Below are 21,983 nucleotides of genomic sequence, written 5' to 3' on the forward strand. Positions count from 1 at the left end.
ACTACCACCTGCGGCGCTTCCCGGGGCGCACATTGACACAAAGGGGCGTGCGCTGTCAGACGTGCCGACTACATTCGAGAGGACGACACGGACACGCTGGACGTGGGCGAGGGGAGGGACCGCATGGTGACGATGGACGTATCGCCCCGCTGGGACCGCAAGATGCAGCAGCGGCTCGCGCGCGGAGAGGCGGCCGCCCTCGGCGAGCTCTACGACCGCTTCGCCTCGCTCGTGCACAGCCTCGCCCACCGCGTCCTCGGCGAGGAGAAGGCCGCCGACGGCATCACCCGCGAGGTCTTCGCGCACCTCTGGGAGCACCCCGAGACCTACGACCCCAAAGAGGGGCCGCTGCGCAACTGGATCGCCTCGGTGACCCGCCGGCTGGCCGTGCAGCGGCTGCGCGACAACGAGACCGCCGCGCTCACCCGGGGCGAGAGCGGCTCCCCGGAGGAGCTGGAGAGCAAGGTGCGCCACGCCGCCGTGGCCGCTCGCGCCGACTACATCGTCCACTCGATGCCCGCCCCGCTGCGCGCCGCCCTGGAGCTGGCCTACGTCCAGCGCCGCGACTACCGCCAGACCGCCGCCGACCTCGGCGTCACCGAGGACGAGGCCCGCCGCAGGCTGCGCCTCGGCCTGCAGCTGCTCTCCACCGCCCACGACGCCGGCACCCCGCCGGGATACGGAGGTGCGGCATGAGCGGCGCGGGACCGTTCGGAGCGCACGACGGACGCGACGGACGTGATGAGCGCGACGGACGTGACAGGCGCGACGGGCACGAGCCGGGGGACGGCCGTCCGGCCGCCGGTGGCTCCGCCGACGGCGGACCCGCCGCGCCCCCGCGCATCCCGCCGCCCCGCGCCTCCGTCGAGGACGGCGGACGGCCGCTGCCCGACCTCACCGACCAAGGGGACCCCGCACCCGTGCCGCTCGACCTGTCGCACGACGTCCTGAAGTCGCTCCTCGGTGCCTGGGCCCTGGCCGCCTGCTCGGTGGCGGAGGCGGCTGCCGTCGAGGAGCACCTCGGTGGCTGCGGGGCCTGCGCGGACGAGGCGCGGCGGCTGCGCGAGGCGGTCGGCCTGCTGCACCGGCCCGAGCCCCTCGATCTCGACCCGGGGCTCCGCACCCGCGTCCTGGAGAGCTGCCTGGACCGCCGTCCGCCGCGCATCCCGGTGCCCGACTGGGCGGCGCCGTACGACGCGGAGGCGGCGCGGCTGGACGCGCTGCTCCAGGACTTCGGGGACTCCGAGTGGCACGCGCCCGTGCGGCTGCGGTGGTTCGAGGCCGACGCGCCGGCGAGCCGTCGTACGACCGTGGCCGGGGTGATCGCTCACCTGATGTCCGTGGACGGGCTGGTCGCCGTGGCGCTCGGGCTGGGCGACCCGCTGGCCGAGGTCGTCCCGGCGGCCGAGCCGGGGCCGGCCGGACGGACCGAGGCGTTCTGGCGGGCCTCGCACTTTCCGCCGACCCGTTCGGTACGGGCGCCCTGGCGCGAGCAGAGCCATCACCTCGTCCGCACGGTGTCCTTCACGGGCGGCAGCGCGGGCGGGTTCGGGGTGTCATACGGCGACTTCGAGCTGCCGCTGCACGACGCGCTGCTGGACCGCGCCTTCGAGTGCTGGGTGCACGCCGAGGACATCGCGGAGGCGGTCGACTACCCGTACGGCCCGCCCGCGCCACGGCACTTGAACAAGATGATCGACCTGGCGGCCCGTATGCTCCCCGTCGCCCTCGCCGCGCGGCGCCGGGCCGGTCTGTCCGCGCCCGGACAGACCCCGCACCTGGTCCCGGCCGGCTCCCCCGGCCGCAGTCTGCGCCTGGAGATCGAGGGCACTGCGGGCGGCCAGTGGTTCATCCCCCTGGACTCCCCGGCCGCGGTGGGCTCCGCCACCCACGAGGTGGCCCACGTGGCCCTGGACGGCGTCGAGTTCTGCCGCCTCGCCGCGGGCCACGTGTCCCCCGAGGAGGCGGCGGCCGGCCAGGACGGCGACCGGGAGGCGATCAGGGACGTGCTGTACGCGGCGGCGGGACTGAGCCGTATGTGAGCCGGCGACCGCGCGGGGGCGGCTGCGCGGGCCGCGACGGGGAGGCGACGTGCGCTCCCCCGCGTGCTCCCCCGCGCGCCGGCGGCCGAGGACCGGGGGCGGGAACCCTGACTAGGCGAACACCACCGTCCGCCGCCCGTTCAGCAGGATCCTGCGCTCCGCGTGCCACTTCACGGCCCGCGCCAGCGCCTGGCACTCCACGTCGCGGCCGACGGCGACCAGCTGGTCCGGGGTGGCCTCGTGGCCGACCCGCTCGATCTCCTGCTCGATGATCGGCCCCTCGTCGAGGTCGGCGGTGACGTAGTGAGCGGTGGCACCGATCAGCTTCACGCCCCGCGCGTGCGCCTGGTGGTAGGGCTTCGCGCCCTTGAAGCTCGGCAGGAACGAGTGGTGGATGTTGATGATCCGGCCGCTGAGCTGCTTGCACAGGTCGTCCGAGAGGACCTGCATGTACCGGGCGAGGACCACCAGCTCGACGTCCTCCTCGCGCACGATCTCCAGCAGCCGCGCCTCCGCCTGCGCCTTGGTCTCCTTCGTCACCGGGATGTGGTGGAAGGGGACGCCGTACGAGCCCACCAGCTCCGCGAAGTCGGTGTGGTTGGAGACCACGGCCGCGATCTCGACCGGCAGCACGCCGGTCCGCGCCCGGAACAGCAGGTCGTTCAGGCAGTGCCCGAACTTGCTGACCATCAGCACGATCCGCATCTTCTCGTCGGCCCGGTTGATCTGCCAGTCCATCTGGAAGGAGTCACCGATCGCCGCGAAACTCGCCCGCAGCTTCTCCGCCGTCGACGGCGCCTCGGCCGAGAAGTGGACGCGCATGAAGAACAGACCCGTGTCGTGGTCACCGAACTGCTGGCTGTCCTCGATGTTGCAGCCGGTCATGAACAGGTAGCTCGACACGGCGTGCACGATGCCCTTCTTGTCCGGGCAGGAGAGGGTGAGGACGTACTGGTCCGAGGGCGCGACGGCGGCGCTGCTGGGCTGCTCGTTCATGCACCACAGAGTCTCACGCCGGTCCGTCCGGGCGGGGCGGCGTCCGCCAGACGGACCATGCCGCGGTCGGGCGGACCACGGCCGTGGTCAGGCAGGCCGGGGATCGGCCGTGCGGACCGGGGCGCGGTCAGGCAGGCCGGGGCTCGGTCAGGCGGACCGGGTCACGATCCGCAGCACGTCGAGGCTGCGCGGCGGCACCTCCGGGTCGTCCCCGTCGCTGGTCGCGAGCCGCAGATGGGCGTCCCGGGCCGCGCGTACCGCCTCCGGCCAGGCGTGGTGTTCGAGGTAGGCGGCGACCGGCGCGTCGGGACCGACCTGGTGCATGATCCGCAGCACCCGCAGCACGGCGGTGTCGACGAGCGCCGCCTCCTGCGAGTCCCGGAAGATCGTGCCGACGTATTTCTCCGCGGACCAGTTGTCCAGCCAGGTGTCCTCCACCAGCCGGTACACGGCGTCGGTCACATCGCCGTACCCGTCCACGCCGACCAGCCAGACGTCCCGCTGGAACGCCAGGTCGGAGAGCATGTGCAGCGCGGAGCGCACATTGCAGCGCCAGCGCCACCACGGCATGTCGTTGAGTGGCATGCCGCCCATGGTGGAGGAGCGACGGCCGCGACGGGAAGAGTTCTCCGAACCTTGCACGGTCATCGATCGTACGTTCTTCGTCCCGCGTGCCTCACAGGCCCCCGTAATTCACCCGCGTGTCACCTTTCGTTGCCCACGGGTCACTCCCGGGTTAGCGGTGTGAGGGAATCGTGCGTGTGCATGACCGGCAGGCCTCGCAAGCGCAGCACCTTCCTCCCGTCCCTCCTGCGGCCCGTCCGCGCCGCCGCCCTCTCCGCGGGCGCGCTGGCCGTGTGCGCCTCGCTCACCGCCGGGTGCGGAGTCGTCCCCGGCGTCGTGGGTGAATCGGCGGACGGCCCGATCAAGGTGATGACCTGGGCACCCCAGAACACGGACGCCACGAACAAGCCCGGCATGCCCGCCATGGCCGTGGCCTATGCCAAGTGGATCAACTCGCGCGGTGGTTTCGGCGGCCGCGAGCTCGAGGTCCTCACCTGCAACGAGCACAACGACAGCGTGGGCGCGGCGCGGTGCGCCCGACGCGCGGCGGCCGAGGGCGTGGTCGCGGTCGTCGGCTCCTACAGCCAGTTCGGCGACTCCTTCCTCGCCCCGCTGGAAGGCTCCGGCATCCCCTACATAGGCGGCTACGGGGTCACCAACGACGAGTTCACCGGCCCGATGTCGTACCCCGTCAACGGCGGTCAGCCCGCGCTGCTGGCCGGCCTCGGCGAGGCCCTCGCGGGCACGTGCGGCCCCGTCGCCCTGGTCCGCCCCGACAGCATCGCGGGCGACGCGCTGCCCGGGCTGATCGATTCGGGCCTGAAGGCGGGCGGCCACCCGGCGGCGGGCGACCAGCTCGCGGCGGAGAACGCCACCGAGTACGGCGGCCGGTCCGAGCGGGCGCTGCGGTTCGCGACCACGAACCCCGCGCGCAAGGGGTGCGTGGTGCCCGCCCTCGGCGACCGCACGGACACCTTCATGGACTCGTTCCGCCGGACCCGCGACGGTTTCCCCAAGGTGCGGACCGCCACCGTGCTCGGCAGCGTCGACCAGACGGTCATCAACGCGACGGGCGGCGCCTCCGGGCCGTACGAGGGGTCGTACATCACCGGCTGGTACCCGGTGGCGTCCGACCCGCGCTGGGGGCCGATGAAGAAGGTGATCAGCGAGGAGGCCTTCGGCGACAACCGCATCGACCCCGCGGACGCCGGGGTGCAGACCACCTGGATCGCCTACACCGTCCTGAAGGCCGCCCTGGACAGGATCGGCGACGGCGACGTGAGCGCCGACACCGTCCGGCACACCCTCGACCACGGCCTCGAGGTGTCCACCGGCGGCCTCACCCCGATCCTGCACTGGCCCGACGAGACCGCGCTCGGCGCGGTCGGCTTCCCGCGCCTCGTCAACGCCGCCGTGACGCTCCAGGTGGTGCGTGACGGCGAACTCGTCGCGGCGAAGGGGTACCGGGGCGGCGCCGACGGGGTCAGCGACATGACGAAGACCCTGCTGACCGCGGACATCGACTGACCGCACCCCCGGCCCCACCCCCGGGCGGGGGGCGGGGCCGGGGCGGGGGCGGGGGCTGCCCCCGTCGTGGCCGCTACCGGAATCCTCGCCCTTCAGGGCGAGGAGCATGTCAAAGCTGGGTCGGCTGGCGCTGGGTGAGTCCGTACTTCTGGGCGATGGCGTTCCACAGGCCGGCCGCCTTGGCCTTCTGGGCGCTGGCCGTGACGCTCGCCTGGTCACCCGCCTGTGTCTGGCCGGTACCGCGGGCGTGGCCGTGCGGGCAGCCCTTCTTGCCGTTGCCCGCCTGGTCGGCCCAGGCCGCGTAGTGGTTGTCGGCGGAGGCCGAGGCCTGCCAGGCCCTGGTGAGGGAGGCGGACAGTTCGGCGTTGCCCGGCAGCTGGTCGACGGACAGCTGGCCGAGCCGGGTGACCAGGTCGGTGCGCTGCTTGGCGGCGGAGCGCAGGTCGGCGGCAGCCTGGGCGAGGTTGTCGCACTGCCTGATGTTCCCCACCGCCCGGATCACCGAGGCACGGCTGCCGCCGCTGTCGGCGAGCAGCCGGTCCAGGTCGGCCGCCTGCTGCTTGGCGGGGTCGGCGCCGGCCGGCGCGGCGGAGGACTGCTGCGGGGTGGGCGGGGCGGACGAGGCGGCGGCCGGCTTGCCGTCGCTGCCCTTGTCGTCGCTCCCGCCGCTGAACAGGGCGCCGGCGCCGACGCCTATGACGACGATGCCGACACCGACGGCGGCTATCAGCGGCAGCCGCGAGCCGGTACGGCCGCTGCCGCGCCGCCCGCCGACCTCGTCGTCCATCGACATGGGGTACGACGACTGCTGCGGCAGCACCGGGGCCGGGTAGGCGTCCTGCACGCGCGGCATCTGCTGGGTGGCCCCGGCCGGACCGCCCGCCGGGGCACCGCGGAAGAGGTTGTCGAACTCGGCGGGCGGCTGGCGGTCCCCGCCCTGGTCGGTGACCGGCGGGATGTACTGCGTGGCCTGCGCGTCCGGGTGCCCGCCCGGGGCGGGCGGCTGCTGCGCGTGCCCCTGGTACGGGTTCTGGGCCCCGTACCCCTCGGGCGGCAGCGCGCCCGACGCCACCGGCGGGATGTACTGCGTGGCCCCCTCGTCGGCGCCGGCCGCCGGCACCGGCGGCAGGTACTGGGTCGCGCCCTCGGGCGCGCCGCCCTGGGCGGCCACCGGCGGGATGTACTGCGTCGCACCGTCGGCCGCGGGCAGCGGGGCGCCCGTCGCCGGGTACGCGGGCGGCAGCGGCGCGCCGTGGGAGGCGTACTGCTGCTGGTACGGGTCGGAGGCGCCGTACGCGGGCTGCCCGCCGCCCTGGCCGTACGCCGGGTTCTGGGCGTGGGAGTCGTAGGCCTGGGCGCCGTACGACGGGGCCGGGGCGCCCTCCGGGGGCAGCGGGCCGGGGCCGTCGGCGGCCGGGGACTGCTGCTGGGGGTGCCACTGCTGGGCGTCGGCCTGGGGCCAGCCCTGGCTCTGCTGGGGCGCCTGGTCACCACCAGGGCCCCACGAGCCGCCCCACGCCTGACCGCCGGCGGGGGCGGCGGGCGCGGGCGTGCCTGTCATGCCCGGCAGCAGCGGTGCGCCTCCGTCGGAGGGCAGCACGATGCCTTCGTGCGCGGGCTGCGCCGAGGGCTCATCGCCCTGTCCACTCTGCGTCACCAGGACTCCTACGATTGGGGGACCTTCGGAATCGTCGGCTCACGCTACCGGGTCCCCCGAGCCGGGTGCCACGCAGCTCAGGGCGCGATCTTCTTCCCTGTGACAGCAGTAACAAAACCACCCCGCGATGCGCTGTTCATGGAACCGTTGCCGAGACCATGGTCAGGTCTCAGCATTCCGGGCATTTCGGCCCGGAAGGTCCGCCTCATCACCAGAGCGTGAGGGGCTCGGCTTGAGTACGGTCTCTCGTTTCCGTCTGCCGCTGATGCGGCAGGGTTGCGCCACCTGCCCGCCCCGCCTCCGCCTTGCGGCGGGGGCGGGTGGCGCGGGTCTTGTGGTCGGCTCCACGAGGCTTCGACACCGCCGGGGCGGTGTCCTGGTCTCCGGCCACTCCGGTACCAGTCACGCAGGCTGCCGCGAGGGCGGCGAGGTTGAGCGCGGCGTTGTCGTCCCGGTCGATGACCAGACCGCAGGCGTCGCATTCGTACGTCCGGACGTGCAGCGGCAGTTTGGCTTTCACCACGCCGCACCCGGAACAGGTCTTCGAGGACGGGTACCAGCGGTTGGCGACCACGAGGCGGGTGGCGTGGCGCTGGCGGGTCTTGTAGTCGAGCCGGCGGCGGATCTCGCCGAATCCGGCGTCGGCGATTCTGCGGGCCAGACGCCGATTGCGGAGCATGCCGGCGACGTTGAGGTCTTCGACCACGACGGTGCCGTACTCGGCGGTCACCGCGGTGGTGAGCTTGTGCAGGGCGTCTTCGCGGAGGTTCGCCACGCGGTGGTGGACCTTGTTCCGCTGGGCGTTGGCCTTCTCCCACCGCTTCGACGGCTGCTGTCCGGTGTGCCGGTCGGGGCCCTGGCGTCGGGACGCGACGCGGGAGGCGCGGCGCAGCTGCTTGCGCGCCCGGTCGTAGTGGCCGGGATTGGGCGCGGTGCGGATCTCGCCAGTGCTGTCGGCCATGACCGCGAGGGTCTTCACCCCGAGGTCGATGCCGACCGCGACATCCGGCCGCGTGACGCGGACCAGGTCGCGCTTCACCTCCGCCTGGAAGGACACGAACCAGCATCCGCGTTCGTGCCGCACCGTCGCGGACAGGATCCGGGCCGCCTGGGCCTGGACGCGGTCGAGGAGCTTCACCGTGGGTTCATGCGTGCGGATCGCGCCCAGGCGGGGCAGCGTGACGTGCCGGCCGTCGGCGTCCACGCGGATCGTGCCGGTGGTGAACCGGCAGGACAGACGTCCCTTCCGCTTCGACTTGAACCGCGGCATACCCATCGCACGGCCACGGCGCTTCCCCTGCTTCGACTTGGCGTAGTTGTCGAACGAGGCGGCGGCGTTCGCGAGACCGGTGGAGTACGCCTCCTTCGAGTTCTCCTCCCACCAGGCCGCGAACCTCGGGTCGGTGTGCTTGCCCTCGTTGAACGCCTTCCGCAGAGCGGGCAGCGACCACGGCCGCCATTGCGTCAGCTGCTCCTCGGCGACGCCGTAGGACTCCTCCGCGCGGCGCTGCCACCACGACGCCTCGACCCAGCCGACAGCCCAGTTGTACGCGGCACGCGCCGCGCCGCAGTGCGAACGCAGCGCGTGCTCCTGGGAGGCGTTCGGGTCCAGAGCGAACCGGAACGCCTGCACCACAAAACCGGGCTGCGCCTGGAACTTCTTCACTCGGCTGCCTCGCCGGTCGCCACGGCCACCGCGCGGGCGGCGCGGTCCTTCGCCGCCCGCCGCCCATACAGGCGGGCGCACATCGACGTGAGCACCTCGGTAATGTCCCGCACCAGGTCGTCAGCGGTCTCGGTGGGGTCGAGGACGACCAGGCGCCGCCCGGACGCCGACAGGACGGCTTCGAGATGCTCGACGCCGAACCGGGCCAGCCGGTCACGATGCTCGACCACGATCACCGCCGTCTGCGGGTCGGACAGCAGGCGGTGCAGCTTGCGGCGCCGTCCGTTCAGCCCCGAGCCGACCTCGGCGACGACCTCGGCGACGGGCAGGCCGAGCCCGTTCGCGCCGGCCACGACCCGGGCGGCCTGCCGCTCAAGGTCGGCCTTCTGCTCAGCGGACGACACGCGGCAGTACGCCACCACTCGCCCCGAGGTCGCAGACACGGCCGGAGCGGGCTCAGCGACCAGCCACGTTCCGGACGGCGCCTGGCGGACCGGAACAGGCATCTTCCCGTCCTTCACCCATCGCCAGGCGGTCTGGTAGCTCACGCCCTGCTGCCGCGCCCACTCCGAAAGCTTCACAACGCCAAGATATTCGAGATGCACGACTAGAGGTGACTATGAATGACTAGAAAATCTGTAGCAGCTTTCACCCCCTCGTGCCCCGGGTCCCGTTTCCCCTCCGTTCACGCGATCGCGGGGCCGGTGTTCAGCCCGCCGCCGGCGTTCAGGCGGCCTGCTGGAGGTCGAGGCGGGCTCCGAACTCCCGGACCACCGCCTCGTCCCGGAACGGCTCCAGTCGCTGCTGGAGGTCCTCCAGATACTCGGCGCCCCGGTTGGAGCGGAGCGTCTCCAGCAGCTCCACCGCCTTCAGGCCGGTGCTGCACGCCCGCTCGATCTCGCGCTGCTGCACATGGGCCGAGGCGAGCAGCACATAGCCGATGGCGCGGCGCCGGGCACGGGACTCGGGGTGCCCGGCCAGCGACTGCTCGGCGTACCGGGCCGCCGCCTCGGGCTGGCCCAGGTCGCGGTGGCAGTGCGCCAGCTCGTCGGCGAGATAGGCCTCGTCGAAGTGGGAGATCCACACCGGGTCGTCCCCCGAGGCCGCGTCCGCCTGCTCCATCGCCGAGATCGCCCGCCCGGAGGCCGCGTGCGCGGAGCGGGTGTCGCCGAGCAGCGCGTGCCCGCGGGCCTCGGCCGCGTGGAACATCGCCTCCGCGCGCGGCGTGACCCGCCCCCGCGCCCCTTCCTGCGCGGCCCGCGCCAGCTGGGCGATCTCGCGGGGGTTGCCGAGCTGGGCGGCCAGGTGGCTCATGGAGGCGGCCAGCACATAGCCGCCGTAGCCGCGGTCGCCGGCCGCCTGCGCCAGCCGCAGGGACTGGATGTAGTAGCGCTGGGCGAGTCCGGGCTGCCCGGTGTCGACCGCCATGTACCCGGCCAGTTCGGTCAGCCGGGCGACCGTGGCGAACAGCTCGCGCCCGACCGCCTCCCGGTACGACCCCGCGAGCAGTCCGGAGACGACGCTGTTGAGGTAGTGCACGACGACCGGCCGCACATGCCCGCTGCCGTAGGTGTGGTCGAGGTCCACCAGCGCCTGCGTCATGGACCGCACGGCCGCCACGTCGGACAGGCCCACGCGCGGGCCGGCCTGCCGGGCCACCTGGGCGTCCGGCATGGAGATCAGCCAGTCCCGGCTTGGCTCGACCAGCGCCGAGGCGGCGACGGAGGAGCCGGACAGGAAGTCCCGCCGGCCCACGTCGCTGCGCCACAGCTCGCAGACCTGCTCGATGGCGCCCAGCACGGTCGGCGAGAACTGCAGGCCGACCCCCGAGGCGAGGTTCTTGCCGTTGGCCATGCCGATCTCGTCGATGGTGACCGTACGGCCGAGCTTGCGGCCGAGCGCCTCCGCGATGATCGCCGGTGCCCGGCCGCGCGGCTGCTGGCCGCGCAGCCAGCGGGCCACGGACGTCTTGTCGTAGCGCAGGTCGAGACCGTGCTCGGCGCCGCACATGTTGACCCGCCGGGCCAGCCCGGCGTTCGAGCATCCCGCTTCCTGGATGAGTGCCTGCAGCCGTTCGTTGGGCTGCCTCGCCACGAGAGGCCTTGCGGCCATGAGCTACCCCCTGCGAACCCCTGGAGCGTAAAGACCCTTCGGGAAAAATCCGGTCATGAAGATCGATGCCCAGTTGACATACCGTCAATGCGCGACATGTGCGGTTTGCCGGGGTAAAGACGACTGGCGTGCCCTTCTTGGCTACCCACCGCACGCCCCTCATCCCCCCGCGCGCCCCCGGACGTGCATCCATGCGCCCCGACTGCCGAGCCGATGCCCCTGTCTCGCGCGCGCCACGGCCGTAACCCCGGGTGGGTGCGGAAGTTGAGTGGGCGTGGAAGAGACGATCGCCGGCACCGAAGCCGCCCAGATTCCGCAGCAGCGCGGGGAATCGCTGCTGGAGACCGCCGTACGGTACGCCGAGGAGCGGCACTGGGACGTGTTCCCGGGCTCCTGGCTGGAAGCCGTCGACGGGGCGCCGCGCTGCTCGTGCGGCGACGCCTCCTGCCCCGCGCCCGGCGCGCATCCCACCCGTCCCGACTGGGCGACGCAGGCGACCGGCAGCGCGACCGTCGCACGCCGCGTGTGGCACAAGCAGCCGGCCGCGTCGATCCTGCTGCCGACGGGGCGTACGTTCGACGCGTTGTCGGTGCCGGAGAGTGCCGGTTTTCTTGCGCTGGCCCGGATGGAGCGGATGGAACTGACGCTCGGACCGGTGACGTTGACGCCGGACCGGCGCATGCAGTTCTTCGTGCTGCCGGGGGGCTCGCCGAAGATTCCGGAGCTGGTGCGGAGGCTGGGGTGGACGCCGGCGTCGCTCGACCTCGTGCCGCTGGGCGAGGGAAGTTACGTGGCCGCTCCGCCGACCCGGTTCGGCTCCCGGGGCGCGGTGCAGTGGGCCTGCCGGCCCACCCCGGCGAACCGGTGGCTGCCGGACGCCGAGGAGTTGATCTCTCCGCTCGCCTACGCGTGCGGCCGGGACAGGTGACGCGCGCCGGTCGGGGCACGTGACGGGGGTGGCCGCAAGCGCGTGACGCGGCGGGGTCGGGACGCGTGCCGTGCGCGGCCGGGGCACGTGACGATGCGGGGTCTTCACACCTCTGAAAGCGGGTTCCCCGCGCCCCTGAGGACATCGCCGCCGTCGTACTGTTTCCCCATGACCGAGGCTGCGGTGCGTGTGCGAGGGCTCTGGAAACGGTTCGGGCAACAGGTCGCCGTCGGGGGGATCGATCTCGATCTGCCCGCGGGAAGGTTCATCGGGCTGGTCGGGCCCAACGGGGCGGGTAAGACCACCACGTTGTCCATGGTGACCGGGCTGCTGCGGCCCGACCACGGGACCGTCGAGGTCGTCGGACACGACGTGTGGCGGGACCCGGTGGCCGTCAAGGCCCGGATCGGGGTACTGCCCGAGGGACTGCGGCTGTTCGAGCGGCTGTCGGGGCGGGAACTGCTCGGCTACTCGGGACGCCTGCGGGGGCTGCCCGGCGCCGAGGTCGACAAGCGCGCCGCCCAGTTGCTGGACGTACTCGATCTCGCCGGTGCCCAGCACAAGCTCGTCGTCGACTACTCGACCGGCATGCGCAAGAAGATCGGACTCGCGGCCGCTCTCCTCCACAATCCCGAAGTCCTCTTCCTCGACGAGCCGTTCGAGGGCGTCGACCCGGTGTCCGCGCAGACCATCCGCGGGGTGCTGGAGCGGTACACCGCTTCCGGCGCCACCGTCGTGTTCTCCTCGCACGTCATGGAGCTGGTCGAGTCGCTGTGCGACTGGGTGGCCGTGATGGCGGCGGGGCGCATCCGCGCGGCGGGCCCGCTGGCCGAGGTGCGCGGAACGCACCCCACCCTCCAGGGATCGTTCCTCGAACTCGTGGGCGCCGGCGGCCGGGACGCCGCCTCCGACCTGGACTGGCTGGGCGGCGGAGCGACCCGATGACACACCCGTCCACCGCTCCGGACCCGACCTCCACCACGACGCCGGCGGCCGCGCCACGCCTGTCCGCCGCTCCGGGGCCGACCTCCACCGTCGTACGTCTGAAGCTGTCGCTGCTGCGGAACGGGCTGCGGCAGTCGGCGGGCCGCCGGGCCGCGTTCATCGCCTCGGCCGTCCTCGCCCTGCTGTTCGCGCTGGCGCAGCTGCTGGGTCTGCTGGCGCTGCGCGGGCACGCGCACGTCGAGGCCGTCGCCGTGCCCGGTGCGGCCGTGCTGGCGCTCGGCTGGGCGGTCATGCCGCTGTTCTTCCCGGGCGGCGACGAGACCCTGGACCCGGCCCGCCTGGTGATGCTGCCCCTGCGGCCCCGCCCGCTCGCCCGCGCCCTGCTGGCCGCCTCCCTGGTCGGGATCGGCCCCCTGTTCACGGTGCTGGTCCTGGCCGGGTGCACCCTTGCGGTGGCGCACGGGGCGGCGGGGTACGTCCTCACGCCCGTCGCCGTCGCCCTCGCGCTGCTGGTCTGCGTGGCCCTGGCCCGGGCCGTCGCCGCGGCCAACGTACGCCTGCTGAGCAGCCGCAAGGGCCGCGATCTGGCCGTGCTGAGCGGGCTGGTCGTCGCCATCGGCACGCAGCTGGTCAACTTCGCCCTGCAGCGGCTGGGTTCGGCCGGGCTGGGGCGGCTCCAGCCGGCCGCGGACGTGCTGTCCTGGGTGCCGCCGTCCTCGGCGGTGAGCGCGGTGCGTTCGGCGAGCGAGGGGGCGTACGGCACGGCCGCGGCTCAACTCGCGCTCTCGCTGGCCGCCCTGACGCTGCTGATCGCCACGTGGGCGCGCAGTCTGACCCGGCTGATGACCTCGCCCGACGGCTCCACGCTGCAGAACGCCGGCACCGACGCCCGGGACCGCTCCCCGTCCGGACTCGGCCGCCTGCTGCCGGGCGGCCGTACGGGCACGGTCATGGAACGCACCCTGCGCTACATATGGCGTGACCCGAAGACCAAGGCCGCCTGGGTGACCTCGCTGGCCATCGGGCTGATCGTGCCGGTGTTCAACGCGGTGCAGGGGACCGGGTCGGTCTACTTCGCGTGCTTCGCCGCCGGCATGCTCGGCATCCAGATGTACAACCAGTTCGGCCAGGACACCTCCGCCTTCTGGATGGTGGCCCTGACCATCTCCTCGCCCCGGGACGCCTACGCGGAACTGCGCGGCCGGGCCCTGGCCCTGCTGGTGGTCACCCTGCCGTACGCCACGCTGGTGACCGTGGTGACCACCGCCGTGCTGGGCGACTGGGCGCGCCTGCCGGAGGTCCTGGGCCTCTCGCTCGCCATCCTGGGCTCCATGCTGGCCACCGGCGCCTGGGCCTCGGCCCGCTTCCCGTACTCCATCCCCCAGGAAGGCCACAAGAACGTGGCCCCCGGCCAGTCCGGCCTGGCCTTCCTCTCCATCTTCGGCGGCATGGCCGCGGCGGCCCTGCTGTGCTCCCCGGTCATCGTCCTCACGATCGCTCTGCACCTCGCCACGGACGGCCCCGCCTGGACCTGGCTCCTCCTCCCGACGGGCGCGGCGTACGGCACGACGATCACCTGGGCAGGCCTCCACCTGGCAGCCCCGAGAGCAGCGGCCCGCCTCCCGGAAATCCTGTCAGCAGTGAGCAAGGGCTGAGCCCGCCAAACGGCACCGCCCAAACACGAGCCCCTGAACCAAGGCCCCCGAAACAGCCGACGGCACCAACCAAACACAGGGCACCCTTCAAAGGGGCGCGGGGAACTGCGCGACAAGCCACCACGCACCCGCACCCGCCGAACCACGAGAGCCACCCCGAACAGCCAAGAGCGCCAATCACACACAGGGCACCCTTCAAAGGGGCGCGGGGAACTGCGCGACAAACCACGACGCACCCGCACCCGCCGAACCACAAGAACCACGCAGACGAGAAGGCGAACGGCGCACTCACCCACCCAGCACGGACTCCAGAAACGGCTCAACAGCCACCCGCCAAGCCCCCGGCAGGTCATAGTGCAGAAGATGCCCCGCCTCAGCCACCTCCGCATACGCCCCACGAGGCAGCACCCGCACCATCTCCTGCGCCTCCGCCCGCCCCAGCTCACCGTCGAGGCCCCGCACGACAAGGGCGGGGCACCGCACCTGCGCCAGCTCCTCCCAGTGCGCGTCGTACACCCAGCTCTCCCGCGTCCGCAGCATCTGCTCGGGCTCGAAGACCGGCCGCCAGCCGTCGGCACCCTCGTGCATGACCTCGGCGTAGAACTCGCCCCGGGCGGGACTCGGACGCTCCACCCACGGATCGTCCTCGCCGAACCACTTGCGGACGTCGGCGAGGGTGGCGAAGGGAACGGGCCAGGAGCGGAACCAGTCGGCCCACTCCCGCTGTGAGGCCGCGCCCAGCGCGGAAGCCCGCATGTCGCAGATGACCAGGCCACGCACCAGGTCGGGGCGCTTCGCGGCGAGCTGCCAGGCCGTCAGGGCGCCCATGGCGTGGCCGACGAGGACGGCGGGGGCGAGACCGAGCTGTTCGAGGGCGGCCTCGGCGTCCTCGACGTAGGCCTCGCGGGTGTAGGCGGCCTCCGGGAGCTTGTCGCTCCGGCCGTGGCCGCGCTGGTCGAGCGCGAGGGCGCGGTGCCGCTCGGCGAGCCAGCGGGCGGTGGACGCCCAGTGGGAGGCGCGTCCCATCAGTCCGTGGAGCAGCAGCACGCCCGGGGTGCCGGACTCCGCCTCCGTCTTGGGAGGGTCCGCGAACTCCCAGGCGGCAAGGCGCACCCCGCCCGTTCCCGTCACGTCGATACGCCGTGCCATCGGCCTGGCACCCCCCAGCTCCGCCTGCCTCGTACCGGTGTACTACCTGGGCTCGCCGCTGTCGCCGTCCTCGGCGTCGCCGTCACCGCCGGCGCTGCCGGGGGCGTCGTCCTCGCCGTCGTGCCGGTCCCCCGTCCTGCCGGCGCAGACTATCGAATGCTCATTCGAAAATTCCGTCTCCGCGGACAACACCCCTCATTCGAGTGACACCCCGTGAGGAATGATCGCCGCCTCGGAGGGGATCTTTCTGGCGGGAGGCGGACCGCTCGGGGAAAAACGGTCCGAAGGGGATGACCCTGAGAGCTCGGGGCTCCGGGTCAGCACCAGGGGAGGACAGGCCCCCGGCACCGCAAGGCGCCGGGGGCCTTCCCCTGCTCAGCGCTTGGCGACGAACACGTGCGAGGCGACGTCCGCCTGCAGCTCGGCCGCCTCGCCGCCGCTGCCCACCAGCACGCCGCCGGCCGACTCGGTCACGCTCACCACCGAGCCGGGCTGCACGCCCGCCCGCCGCAGCGTGTACATCAGCTGGGCGTCCGTCTGGATCGGCTCGCCGATGCGGCGGACGACGACCGTCTTGCCGTCGGTGCCCGCGTCCAGGTCGGCCAGCGACACCATGCTGTCGTCCAGGAACGGGTCCGCCCCGTCCTTCTCGCCCAGCTCCTCCAGACCCGGGATCGGGTTGCCGTACGGCGACTCGGTCGGGTGGCGCAGCAGCTCGAGAACCCTGCGCTCCACCGCCTCGCTCATCACGTGCTCCCAGCGGCACGCCTCCGCGTGCACCTGCTCCCACTCCAGGCCGATCACGTCGACCAGCAGGCATTCGGCCAGGCGGTGCTTGCGCATCACCCGCGTGGCCAGCCTGCGGCCCTCCTCGGTCAGTTCCAGATGCCGGTCGCTGGCGACGGACACCAGGCCGTCGCGCTCCATGCGCGCCACCGTCTGGCTCACCGTCGGCCCGCTCTGGTCGAGCCGCTCCGCGATGCGGGCCCGCATGGGGACAACGCCTTCCTCTTCGAGTTCGAGGATGGTGCGGAGATACATCTCCGTGGTGTCGATCAGTCCGGACATACGTGCCCCTCGATTACCTCTGCCGGCAGCCCGGCAGGCGTGCGCTGGCCCTGGCATCAATTCTGCCGTACCCCACTGACAAGCGGGCGTTACCCGGGAAACAGGGGCGGCGGCGGTCTTGACGCGCGGGCCGTGTGTGGTCATAGGCACCCTGGAGACACGCGGTACCGACGGGCCGCCCGACGGGCCGCCCAACGGCCGTGCGGCGGCCGTGCGGCCGTTGGGCGGCCCTCGAGGGCCCGGCGCCGCGTCCGCCCGCCCGTCGGCCTTATTGACACCGCAGTGGTCCAGACCGCACGGTGATCCGCGACACCGACGCCGCGAAGGGGCACCGCATGAGCGACGCCACGCCTGCCGAGCTGTTCTTCGACGCCGCCATCGGCCTGCTGCGGCGGGCTCGTGAGGAGGAGGCCGACGCGATCACCGCGGCCGGCACCCTGCTCGCCGACACCGTCGCGGCCGGCGGACGGCTGTTCGCCTTCGGCGCCGGGCACTCCTCGCTGCCCGCTCAGGACGTCGTCTACCGCGCGGGCGGCCTCGCCCTGATGAACCTGCTCGCCGTCCCCGGAGTCGTCGGCGTCAACGTCGTCCCGGCCACCCTCGGCTCCGCCCTGGAACGCGTCGACGGGCTCGCGACCGCCGTCCTGCGCACGTCGCCCCTGCGCGCCGGTGACGCCCTGGTCGTCATCTCCCTGTCCGGCCGCAACGCGCTGCCCGTGGAGATGGCGCAGGGTGCCCGCGCCCTCGGCGTCAGGGTCATCGGCGTCACCTCGGTCGCCTACGCCACGGAGACCGGCTCCCTGCACGCCTCGGGCACCTTCCTCAAGGACCACTGCGACGTCGTACTGGACTCGAAGATCGCGGTCGGTGACGCCGAACTGACCCTGGACACCGTCCCGGCGCCCTTCGCGCCCGCCTCCACGGTCGTCACCGCCGCCCTGATGCAGGCCGTCATGGCCACCACGGCCGCCACCCTGGCCGCCCGCGGCATCGAGCCCCCGCTGCTGCGCTCCGGCAACGTCGACGGCGGCCACGACTGGAACGGGCGGGTCATGGAGGAGTACGGCGACCGGATCTTCCACCAGCACTGAACCGCGCCCGGCGGGAACGGGACGCGCGCGCGGGACACGCACGGGACGCGCCCCCGGCCGCACGCCCCGGGCCACCACGCCTACGGCCTACTCCCCCGGCTTCCCCCCTGCCTTCTCCCCTGCCTTCTCTCCCGGCTTCTCCACCGGCCGCTCCCGCACCGCCCCCGCCAGGTCCAGGGACGCCGCGATGCGTACGGCCACGTCCTCCGCGTAGGCCGCGTCGGCGCGCTCGAAGCGGCTGCGGCCGGGCCCGCGCAGGAAGGTGACCACACCCAGCGTCCGGCCCCGGCTGCGCAGCACCGCGCACAGGGCGTGCACCGCGTCGGGCGGCCACTGGCGGGCCGGCGCCCACTCCCGTGCCCGCTCGGCCGGGAGGGAGTCGGCGGTGGCGCGCACGGTGCCGGTCCGCTCGACGCACTGCAGCGCCGGATGGCCCGTGCCGTAGCGCAGGGGCAGCCCGGCGGCACCGGTGAGCGCGCTGGGGCCGGGCGCGCCCGCCGGGGTGGCGGCAAGCCGCACCAGCCGTACCGGGGCCGTGTCGTCGCCCTCCGCGCGCGGAGGGTCGGCCAGGCGGTCGAGGACGGCGTGGTCGGCGAAGCCGGCGAGGGCGAAGTCGAGGTGGACGACGGCCGCTTCCAGCGGGTCCTCGCACTCGGCGGCGGCGCGGGCCGCGCGGTGCAGCTGGTTGGTGCGGAAGCGCAGCAGGGACGCCTCCTGCTCGCCCTGCTTGGCCTCGGTGACGTCCTGGAAGAGCCAGCCGACGCCGAGCGGCACGGGCTCCTCGGCGAGCGGCGAGGCCAGCCGCAGGAAGCCACTGCGCCAGCAGCGCCGCTGTTCGCCCTCCGGTGTGCGCACGGTCACCCACATCTCGGCGGGCGCGGGCGGCGCCCCCTCGGCCAGCACGTGGGTGAGCGCGCTCTCCAGCTCCTCCACGCCCTGCGCGAGCAGTTCGCCGAGCGGCCGGCCGAGCGCGGAGGTACGGCCGCTGCCCAGGGCCCGCGCGGCGTAGGCGTTGACGACGGCGGGCCGCAGATCGGCGTCCACGAGCACGACGCCCCAGGCCGCGTCCTCGAACAGGGCCTCGCTCAGCGCGATCGACCGTTCCAGGTCGATCTGCGCGTGCACCTCGCTGAAGGCGCAGTACAGCCCCGCCGGTTCCCCGTCGGGGCCCCGTACGGCGGCGGACTGGGTCCGCACGAGGACACGGCCGCCGTCCTTGGTGACGAGCGCGAACTCGTGCACCTGACGGCCGGTCGCGTGCATGGCCGCCATCAGCCGCGCCTGGACCTCCTCGGCGTCCGCGCTGCGCACCGCCCAGCCGGCGAAGCCGCGCCGCCCGACCGCCTCGGCCGCGCTCCAGCCCAGGATGCGTTCCGCCTCGCGGTTCCAGTGCGTCACCACACCGCCGGCGTCGAACGCGCACAGCGCCGCGTCCATGCCGTCCAGCAGGGCGGCGAGCAGGTCGGAACCGCCGGACTCCTCGGGGCCGTCGGAGCGCTGCGGGCGGCCGCGCCCGGGCTCTTCCTCCGGCCCCCGCTCATCGGTGGTCCCACTGCGCCGGGAAGCACTCACCTGGACCCCCTGGAGGCTGCGTCGGCGCACGTCGTGCGCTCGGTTCGCTCACTGGCCTTCATTCAACTCGAACGTGACGCAGCCCACATCAAGTTCCCGCAAGATTGAAGGAATCATTCTCCGGCCCTCCGGGAACCGGGCTCAGCCGCAGGTCGACCCATTCCTCCACCTCTCCGTCCAGCGTGTACCGGTCCACCTCCACGAAACCGTGGCGGCCGGCGAACCGCAGCCCGTCCTCGTTCGCGGCGAGCACACACGTCTCGACCGTCTCCGCCCCCTGCGCACGCGCGTGGGCCATTCCGTTCTCGTAGAGCGCCTTACCGAACCCGCGCCCGCGAAACCCGGGCAGCACCCTCGCGATCACGGTCGCGGCGGCGTCCTCCCCCGCCGGCGGCCGGACGGTGGAACACCCGACCAGGTCCTCTCCGAGATACGCGTTCTCCAGCCGGTAGCGGCCCGCACGCTCCCGCGCGTCCTCGGCGGACATGGCGGCCGGCGGAACGATCACGTTGTGCACGTACCGCCACTGCTCCAGCATGGCCTCCCCGGCCACCGGCAAGATCCGAAGCTCAGTCATGCCCGGCAAGTTAGGCCGGTGCGGGGCGGACCGTCCACCGGGTTCGGCGACCGGATTCGGCGGCCGGATTCGGCGAGCGGGTTCGGCGACCGGGTCGGCGCGCTCGGGCGGCGGAAAAACGGTTGAACCCGTGCCGGGGGCTTCCTAGGGTGGGGAACACCGAAGAGAGGAGGTGGTTCGGAGCATGTACGCATCCCGGACGTCGGAGGTGGCTGCGGGCTAGCGGCCTGCCACCACACCTGTGCGGTGCCGGACCAGCGTGTGTGAGACGCACGCAGCCGGCCCAATCCGAGCAGTCACCCGACCCGCGAGTTCGCCGGTACGTCCGGCCGGCTCCCCCGTCGTACGACGGAGGACCCGAACTCGCGGGTCGTCTGCGTTCCCCGGCGGGCGCTTCAGGGGCTGAGGCGTTCGGCGTGCCAGGAGCCGTCCGGGCGGGCCGTGTAGCGCAGTCGGTCGTGCAGGCGGTTCTCGCGGCCCTGCCAGAACTCGACCGCCTCGGGGGCGACGCGGTAGCCGCCCCAGTGCGGCGGGACCGGGACCTCCTCGCCCTCGGGGTAGCGGGCGGCGAGCCCGGCGTAGGCCTCCTCCAGCTCCTCGCGGGAGCCGATCACCGAGGACTGGGCGCTGGCCCAGGCGCCGAGCCGGGAGCCGTGCGGGCGGCTGCGGAAGTAGGCGGCCGTCTCGTCGCGGCCGGTACGGCGGGCGACGCCGGAGACGATGACCTGACGGGCGATCGGATGCCAGGGGAAGAGCAGGGAGACGTAGGGGTTGACGGACAGTTCGGCCGCCTTGCGGGAGTCGTAGTTGGTGTAGAAGACGAACCCGTCGGTGTCGAACCCCTTCATCAGGACCGTGCGGGAGCTGGGGCGGCCGGCCGCGTCGGCGGTGGAGACGACCATCGCGTTGGGCTCGTAGAGCGTGCCGTGCAGGGCCGCGCGGGCGGCGTCCTCGAACCAGCCCGCGAACTGGTCCATCGGGTGCGTGGCGAGGCCCTTCTCGTCGAGTCCCGCGGCCCGGTACTGCTTGCGCATGGCGGCGGGGTCGATGGCCGGGTCGAGGATGGGATCGCGATCGGTCACGCGGTCATCCTGCCGTATCGAACGACCGTGGCACTCAGTGTCGCGGGGGCTCCCCAAGGGTGGCACCCGGGGCTATCGTGCTGATCCCCCCGCGGTTTTGGGTGACCACCGGGCGATCGGGGCATCACCGGGGTGACCGCCGCCGACACATGAGGAGCCGCCTGATGTCCGACTTCGTACCCGGACTCGAGGGAGTCGTCGCGTTCGAGACGGAGATCGCCGAGCCGGACAAGGAGGGCGGCGCCCTGCGCTACCGGGGCGTCGACATCGAGGACCTGGTCGGTCACGTCTCGTTCGGCAACGTGTGGGGGCTGCTCGTCGACGGCGCCTTCAACCCCGGTCTGCCGCCCGCCGAGCCGTTCCCGATCCCCGTCCACTCCGGTGACATCCGCGTGGACGTGCAGTCGGCGCTCGCCATGCTGGCCCCCGTGTGGGGGCTGAAGCCGCTGCTGGACATCGACGCCGAACAGGCCCGCGACGACCTCGCCCGCGCCGCCGTCATGGCGCTGTCCTACGTCGCCCAGTCCGCGCGCGGACAGGGGCTGCCGATGGTGCCGCAGCAGGAGATCGACAAGGCGCAGTCGGTCGTCGAGCGGTTCATGATCCGGTGGCGGGGCGAGCCCGACCCGAAGCACGTCGCCGCCGTCGACGCCTACTGGACCTCCGCCGCCGAGCACGGCATGAACGCGTCCACGTTCACCGCGCGGGTCATCGCCTCCACCGGGGCGGACGTCGCCGCCGCGCTGTCCGGCGCGGTCGGCGCGATGTCCGGGCCGCTGCACGGCGGCGCTCCCTCCCGGGTGCTCGGGATGATCGAGGAGATCGAGCGCACCGGGGACGCGCAGGCCTACGTCAGGAAGGCGCTGGACCGCGGGGAGCGGCTGATGGGGTTCGGGCACCGGGTGTACCGGGCCGAGGACCCGCGCGCGAGGGTGCTCCGCCGCACCGCCCGCGAACTGGGCGCCCCGCGCTTCGAGATCGCGGAGGCGCTGGAGAAGGCGGCGCTGGAGGAGCTGCACAACCGGCGCCCGGACCGGGTGCTGGCCACCAACGTGGAGTTCTGGGCCGCGATCATGCTGGACTTCGCGGAGGTGCCGGCGCACATGTTCACCTCCATGTTCACGTGCGCCCGGACCGCCGGCTGGTCCGCGCACATCCTGGAGCAGAAGCGGACGGGGCGGCTGGTGCGGCCCTCCGCGACGTACGTGGGTCCGGGGACGCGCAGCCCGCGGGAGATCGAGGGGTACGCCGAGATCTCCGACTGAGCGGAGCCGTACGCCGGGGTCGCCGGCCGAGCGGAGCCGTACGCCGTCGTCGGCCGAGCGGAGCCGTACGCCGGGGTCGCCGGCCGA

The 21,983-nt window shown here is 73.2% G+C and carries 19 protein-coding genes; 8 read left to right on the forward strand and 11 right to left on the reverse strand.

Features of this window, described 5'->3' with window-relative positions:
• Positions 1 to 123 precede the first annotated feature (123 nt).
• Together OIB37_RS16820 and OIB37_RS16825 are read left to right on the forward strand one after the other, a co-directional pair.
• The gene (locus OIB37_RS16820) at positions 124 to 696 is read left to right on the forward strand and encodes a sigma-70 family RNA polymerase sigma factor (RefSeq protein ID WP_330458416.1); all 573 of its coding nucleotides are present in this window, start codon (positions 124 to 126) and stop codon (positions 694 to 696) included.
• Complete coding sequence (locus OIB37_RS16825; protein ID WP_330458417.1) at positions 693 to 2,042, forward strand: zf-HC2 domain-containing protein; 1,350 nt, start codon at positions 693 to 695, stop codon at positions 2,040 to 2,042. Before OIB37_RS16820 ends, OIB37_RS16825 begins: the two co-directional genes overlap by 4 nt.
• A gap of 111 nt (positions 2,043 to 2,153) precedes the next feature.
• On the opposite strand, the gene purU is transcribed toward OIB37_RS16825, so the two are convergent.
• Positions 2,154 to 3,038: a formyltetrahydrofolate deformylase gene (gene purU, locus OIB37_RS16830; RefSeq protein ID WP_330458418.1), complete on the reverse strand. Its 885-nt coding sequence runs from the start codon at positions 3,036 to 3,038 to the stop codon at positions 2,154 to 2,156.
• Between the two features lie 147 nt (positions 3,039 to 3,185).
• Complete coding sequence (locus OIB37_RS16835) at positions 3,186 to 3,686, reverse strand: SCO4402 family protein (RefSeq protein WP_330458419.1); 501 nt, start codon at positions 3,684 to 3,686, stop codon at positions 3,186 to 3,188.
• Positions 3,687 to 3,803: 117 nt separating this feature from the next.
• Between OIB37_RS16835 and OIB37_RS16840 the strand changes: the two genes are divergently transcribed.
• Positions 3,804 to 5,129: an ABC transporter substrate-binding protein gene (locus tag OIB37_RS16840; protein ID WP_330458420.1), complete on the forward strand. Its 1,326-nt coding sequence runs from the start codon at positions 3,804 to 3,806 to the stop codon at positions 5,127 to 5,129.
• A gap of 109 nt (positions 5,130 to 5,238) precedes the next feature.
• Here OIB37_RS16840 and OIB37_RS16845 read toward each other — a convergent pair whose 3' ends face one another.
• The 4 genes from OIB37_RS16845 to OIB37_RS16860 all read right to left on the reverse strand — a co-directional run bounded on the left by OIB37_RS16845 (position 5,239) and on the right by OIB37_RS16860 (position 10,564).
• Positions 5,239 to 6,786, reverse strand: coding sequence for a hypothetical protein (locus OIB37_RS16845; protein ID WP_330458421.1), 1,548 nt, complete (start codon positions 6,784 to 6,786; stop codon positions 5,239 to 5,241).
• A gap of 208 nt (positions 6,787 to 6,994) precedes the next feature.
• A complete protein-coding gene (gene tnpB, locus OIB37_RS16850) occupies positions 6,995 to 8,452 on the reverse strand; it encodes an IS607 family element RNA-guided endonuclease TnpB (protein ID WP_330458422.1) in 1,458 nt (485 codons plus the stop codon).
• Entirely contained in the window at positions 8,449 to 9,033 is a 585-nt protein-coding gene (locus tag OIB37_RS16855; RefSeq protein ID WP_330458423.1) for an IS607 family transposase, read from the reverse strand. Before OIB37_RS16855 ends, tnpB begins: the two co-directional genes overlap by 4 nt.
• 145 nt (positions 9,034 to 9,178) lie before the next feature.
• A complete protein-coding gene (locus tag OIB37_RS16860; RefSeq protein ID WP_330458424.1) occupies positions 9,179 to 10,564 on the reverse strand; it encodes a transcriptional regulator in 1,386 nt (461 codons plus the stop codon).
• 274 nt (positions 10,565 to 10,838) lie between these two features.
• Between OIB37_RS16860 and OIB37_RS16865 the strand changes: the two genes are divergently transcribed.
• The 3 genes from OIB37_RS16865 to OIB37_RS16875 all read left to right on the forward strand — a co-directional run bounded on the left by OIB37_RS16865 (position 10,839) and on the right by OIB37_RS16875 (position 14,092).
• Entirely contained in the window at positions 10,839 to 11,492 is a 654-nt protein-coding gene (locus OIB37_RS16865; protein ID WP_330458425.1) for a bifunctional DNA primase/polymerase, read from the forward strand.
• Between the two features lie 168 nt (positions 11,493 to 11,660).
• A complete protein-coding gene (locus tag OIB37_RS16870) occupies positions 11,661 to 12,437 on the forward strand; it encodes an ABC transporter ATP-binding protein (RefSeq protein WP_330458426.1) in 777 nt (258 codons plus the stop codon).
• Complete coding sequence (locus OIB37_RS16875; protein WP_330458427.1) at positions 12,434 to 14,092, forward strand: transporter; 1,659 nt, start codon at positions 12,434 to 12,436, stop codon at positions 14,090 to 14,092. The genes OIB37_RS16870 and OIB37_RS16875 overlap by 4 nt, the downstream gene beginning before the upstream one ends.
• Positions 14,093 to 14,380: 288 nt before the next feature.
• Here the strand turns inward: OIB37_RS16875 and OIB37_RS16880 are convergent, their stop codons facing one another.
• Positions 14,381 to 15,241, reverse strand: a complete 861-nt coding sequence (locus tag OIB37_RS16880) for an alpha/beta fold hydrolase (protein ID WP_330458428.1) — start codon at positions 15,239 to 15,241, stop codon at positions 14,381 to 14,383.
• Positions 15,242 to 15,616: 375 nt separating this feature from the next.
• Positions 15,617 to 16,309: a metal-dependent transcriptional regulator gene (locus OIB37_RS16885; RefSeq protein WP_330458429.1), complete on the reverse strand. Its 693-nt coding sequence runs from the start codon at positions 16,307 to 16,309 to the stop codon at positions 15,617 to 15,619.
• A gap of 335 nt (positions 16,310 to 16,644) precedes the next feature.
• Between OIB37_RS16885 and OIB37_RS16890 the strand changes: the two genes are divergently transcribed.
• On the forward strand, positions 16,645 to 17,400 hold the full coding sequence (locus OIB37_RS16890) for an SIS domain-containing protein (RefSeq protein WP_330458430.1): 756 nt from the start codon (positions 16,645 to 16,647) through the stop codon (positions 17,398 to 17,400).
• 87 nt (positions 17,401 to 17,487) lie between these two features.
• Here the strand turns inward: OIB37_RS16890 and OIB37_RS16895 are convergent, their stop codons facing one another.
• From OIB37_RS16895 to pdxH, 3 genes are all read right to left on the reverse strand, one after another.
• Entirely contained in the window at positions 17,488 to 18,972 is a 1,485-nt protein-coding gene (locus OIB37_RS16895; protein WP_330458431.1) for a PAS domain-containing protein, read from the reverse strand.
• A gap of 88 nt (positions 18,973 to 19,060) precedes the next feature.
• Positions 19,061 to 19,549 carry a GNAT family N-acetyltransferase gene (locus OIB37_RS16900; protein WP_330458432.1) on the reverse strand — a complete coding sequence of 163 codons (489 nt, stop codon included), beginning with the start codon at positions 19,547 to 19,549 and terminating at the stop codon, positions 19,061 to 19,063.
• Positions 19,550 to 19,944: 395 nt separating this feature from the next.
• Positions 19,945 to 20,631, reverse strand: a complete 687-nt coding sequence (gene pdxH, locus OIB37_RS16905) for a pyridoxamine 5'-phosphate oxidase (RefSeq protein WP_330458433.1) — start codon at positions 20,629 to 20,631, stop codon at positions 19,945 to 19,947.
• A 164-nt stretch (positions 20,632 to 20,795) separates the two neighbouring features.
• Here pdxH and OIB37_RS16910 point away from each other — a divergent pair, with 164 nt between their 5' ends.
• A complete protein-coding gene (locus OIB37_RS16910; protein WP_330458434.1) occupies positions 20,796 to 21,896 on the forward strand; it encodes a citrate synthase 2 in 1,101 nt (366 codons plus the stop codon).
• The last annotated feature ends 87 nt before the right edge of the window (positions 21,897 to 21,983 follow it).

It is taken from the genome of Streptomyces sp. NBC_00820 (assembly GCF_036347055.1).
In the GTDB taxonomy this organism is placed as follows: domain Bacteria; phylum Actinomycetota; class Actinomycetes; order Streptomycetales; family Streptomycetaceae; genus Streptomyces.

What these genes read in the sequence shown, in the direction of transcription:
- OIB37_RS16820 (WP_330458416.1), top strand. Translation starts at nt 124, where the DNA reads ATGGTGACGATGGACGTATCGCCCCGCTGGGACCGCAAGATGCAGCAG.
- OIB37_RS16825 (WP_330458417.1), top strand. Translation starts at nt 693, where the DNA reads ATGAGCGGCGCGGGACCGTTCGGAGCGCACGACGGACGCGACGGACGT.
- purU (WP_330458418.1), bottom strand. Translation starts at nt 3,038, where the DNA reads ATGAACGAGCAGCCCAGCAGCGCCGCCGTCGCGCCCTCGGACCAGTAC.
- OIB37_RS16835 (WP_330458419.1), bottom strand. Translation starts at nt 3,686, where the DNA reads ATGACCGTGCAAGGTTCGGAGAACTCTTCCCGTCGCGGCCGTCGCTCC.
- OIB37_RS16840 (WP_330458420.1), top strand. Translation starts at nt 3,804, where the DNA reads ATGACCGGCAGGCCTCGCAAGCGCAGCACCTTCCTCCCGTCCCTCCTG.
- OIB37_RS16860 (WP_330458424.1), bottom strand. Translation starts at nt 10,564, where the DNA reads ATGGCCGCAAGGCCTCTCGTGGCGAGGCAGCCCAACGAACGGCTGCAG.
- OIB37_RS16870 (WP_330458426.1), top strand. Translation starts at nt 11,661, where the DNA reads ATGACCGAGGCTGCGGTGCGTGTGCGAGGGCTCTGGAAACGGTTCGGG.
- OIB37_RS16875 (WP_330458427.1), top strand. Translation starts at nt 12,434, where the DNA reads ATGACACACCCGTCCACCGCTCCGGACCCGACCTCCACCACGACGCCG.
- OIB37_RS16880 (WP_330458428.1), bottom strand. Translation starts at nt 15,241, where the DNA reads ATGGCACGGCGTATCGACGTGACGGGAACGGGCGGGGTGCGCCTTGCC.
- OIB37_RS16885 (WP_330458429.1), bottom strand. Translation starts at nt 16,309, where the DNA reads ATGTCCGGACTGATCGACACCACGGAGATGTATCTCCGCACCATCCTC.
- OIB37_RS16890 (WP_330458430.1), top strand. Translation starts at nt 16,645, where the DNA reads ATGAGCGACGCCACGCCTGCCGAGCTGTTCTTCGACGCCGCCATCGGC.
- OIB37_RS16900 (WP_330458432.1), bottom strand. Translation starts at nt 19,549, where the DNA reads ATGACTGAGCTTCGGATCTTGCCGGTGGCCGGGGAGGCCATGCTGGAG.
- OIB37_RS16910 (WP_330458434.1), top strand. Translation starts at nt 20,796, where the DNA reads ATGTCCGACTTCGTACCCGGACTCGAGGGAGTCGTCGCGTTCGAGACG.